We start from the raw sequence: 2,524 nt of genomic DNA on the forward strand, positions 1-2,524 counted from the left end.
ATTGCTATTGCTCCTACTAGCAGAGAGAAGGAGAAAAAGACAATAATCTATACATAGTTTTTTCTATATAGTTTTTGTGTCTAGATATGCACAGAAGCACACAGATGTATACAATTGTGCACAGAATATACACATTTGTGGACATCAGCCTTTTAAACCCCGAAACCCCTATACACATGGAGAGCCCGTATGGCAGAGAAAAAGGGCTCTAAAATGCGGATAGAGTATGGGGATAAACCTGGGGCGGCCGAGGCGGCTTTTTCCCCGCCCGCCGCTGAAGCCGCCCAACAAACCCAACCAAGAGAAATAGTTGAATACAAAAGACAGTGGAAGGAGCGGATAAACCTAGCCGAGCTAGACGGTTCAACAATAGTGATAACGGGCTACGAGCTGCTGAGATCAGCGAGGCTAGGAGCACAGATGGCAGTGATAAGGTTCTTCACACCGCCCGAGGGGAGGGAGCAGGAAGCCTATACATTCAGCAAAGTAGTGATTAGGCAGCTGACTGAGGAGATAGACCCGCTGCTGAGGAGTGGAAAGGCGGTTAAGGTTAGGATTGCTAAGAACAACAAATACATATCACTCGCTCCCCCATAACAGTCTCAAAGGACAGCATAAAGACCCACATATGCAGATACAGAGGTGATGGATGTGAAGAGCAGAACCAGGATTGACATAACAATCACCCAGGAGAACAAAATATTCCTAGAATATATGAGGAGGAAATACGGGGTATGCTCAAGCGAGCTGATAGACGAGATGCTGACACAGCTCAGAAGCGGAAAGATAGAGGATGATGGAGAGACAATAGTGATCAGATTCCTTGGATTGATAACAGCTAGGAGGGGGAGATGCTATGAGCGGGGTTGAGATAGAGGAGAGAGAATTCGAGACAGATGATGACATAATACAGAGAAGGGTTGAAGAGCTGCAGAGGAGGAGGAAGCAGATATGCCTTAGAAAGGTGAACATAAGCGGGATGCTGCTGAAGAGCGGGGACATCATAAGGATAAGGATAAAGGGATTCGCCAGAGAAGAAGTTATAGCTGTATTCATATGCTTTAACCCGATGTATAACTGGATAAGGCTGAAGCTAGATGACTCGGAGATGATCGTAAAGCTTGGAGACGTTAGATACATAAGGAGAGAAACCTGGAAAGAAAAGAGGGAGGGGGAGGAAGGTGGAGCCGATACTCAACCTAATACGTAGGAGATACTGCTACCACAGAGAAATGTTTAACGATAAGACAGTGATTAAGATAATGGACAGGGCTAATGGAAACAGATTGGTAGCAATTATATATGATGAGAAGATAATAGAGATTATAATGAGATACCTCAACCAATGCCAGAGATGATAGAAAATGATGAGAGGGAGATGTGGAAGCGAGGAACAGCTTAGAAGCTATATAGAACAGCATTATATGAGGAAATATAGAGCCAGCTATACGCTTACCGATTACAACCTGTTCTTGGCTGTCCAAGCCTATCACTATGGAGTGCTAAACCAAGTTGGGATAGACACGGCTACCAGAGCTATTTGCGAGACATATAGATGCTCATATAAGAGGCTCTCCAACTTCTTAAGAGAGCTAAGGCTATGGGATGCAGAGACCAACGACTGGGTATTGCCGATATGCCAGAAGACGATCAACACCAGATACACAGGAAAGAAGAGGATAGAGACATGGGATTTGGTTCTGAATATCCCCCACCCGTTTTTATTCGAAGTTAGACCGATTGATGAGAACGATAGGACAGCAGCTCTATTAGCCGAAGATGTAGGGATAAACCTGGGCGTCTATCCACTAGCAAGTGAGATGATAGTGAAAAGGGTTGAGGAGGTTGAGGGAAGAAAAGAGATGCTGAGCGGTATAAAAAGAGTATCTGAGGAGGTTACGGAAGAAACAAAACCGCTGTCAGAAGCCGTGAGGGGGGATAAAGTGATAATCGAATGGGAGCTAACATGGAACAAAAACTATGAATATGACTCGAAGGACTATGGAGAGATAGAGGAAGAGGCTGAACTGCTATGGAGAAAAACAAAGTGAGGACTCCTAGGAGATACCCCTGTATAGATGTTGACACCGAGATACCCAAGAACTACTATGTAGACCCACTAGCACTTGAGAAAGCCCTATACCAGTACAGCTATATACCTAGAAGGATATTCAAGACAAAACACGGCTACCACATCTACCTACTAATAGACAGCCTAGACCCAGAAACAATATGGAGGATTAGAACACTATTCGGAGACGACTGGGGCAGGCTACAATACGACGAATCCAGAATAAGAAGACGCATGATTTTCAACAGATGCTTCACAAGCTCAGAAGAACACGAACTCGAACACCCCTAAACCAACAAAGCCCAGAGACTAACCAAACAACACAGAATCCATATAACAGAGAACATAGTTTCTCTATCGTGGGCTGGGTTTTTGTGGCTGTCTGGCTGTTGGAGAGTGAGGAAGTGGGGAGATGGGGAGGTGGGTGGGTGGGTGTATATATACCAGAGAGAG

5 protein-coding genes are annotated in these 2,524 nt (G+C 44.9%); all 5 read left to right on the top strand.

The genetic code is table 11. The features are described from left to right. Positions 1–189: 189 nt before the first annotated feature. The 5 genes from VNK96_04060 (at position 190) to VNK96_04080 (ending at position 2,362) form a co-directional block, all read left to right on the top strand. Positions 190–597, top strand: coding sequence for a hypothetical protein (locus VNK96_04060; protein ID HWP30889.1), 408 nt, complete (start codon positions 190–192; stop codon positions 595–597). Positions 598–651: 54 nt separating this feature from the next. Next, positions 652–870 (top strand): hypothetical protein, encoded by a 219-nt coding sequence (locus VNK96_04065; protein ID HWP30890.1) that lies wholly within the window; start codon positions 652–654, stop codon positions 868–870. Beyond that, entirely contained in the window at positions 857–1,210 is a 354-nt protein-coding gene (locus VNK96_04070) for a hypothetical protein (protein HWP30891.1), read from the top strand. The genes VNK96_04065 and VNK96_04070 overlap by 14 nt, the downstream gene beginning before the upstream one ends. A 154-nt stretch (positions 1,211–1,364) precedes the next feature. Next, complete coding sequence (locus VNK96_04075; GenBank protein HWP30892.1) at positions 1,365–2,051, top strand: hypothetical protein; 687 nt, start codon at positions 1,365–1,367, stop codon at positions 2,049–2,051. Then, positions 2,033–2,362, top strand: coding sequence for a hypothetical protein (locus tag VNK96_04080; GenBank protein HWP30893.1), 330 nt, complete (start codon positions 2,033–2,035; stop codon positions 2,360–2,362). The genes VNK96_04075 and VNK96_04080 overlap by 19 nt, the downstream gene beginning before the upstream one ends. Positions 2,363–2,524: the final 162 nt, after the last annotated feature.

Source organism: Fimbriimonadales bacterium, from assembly GCA_035559795.1.
Lineage (GTDB): Bacteria > Armatimonadota > Fimbriimonadia > Fimbriimonadales > ATM1 > DATMAR01.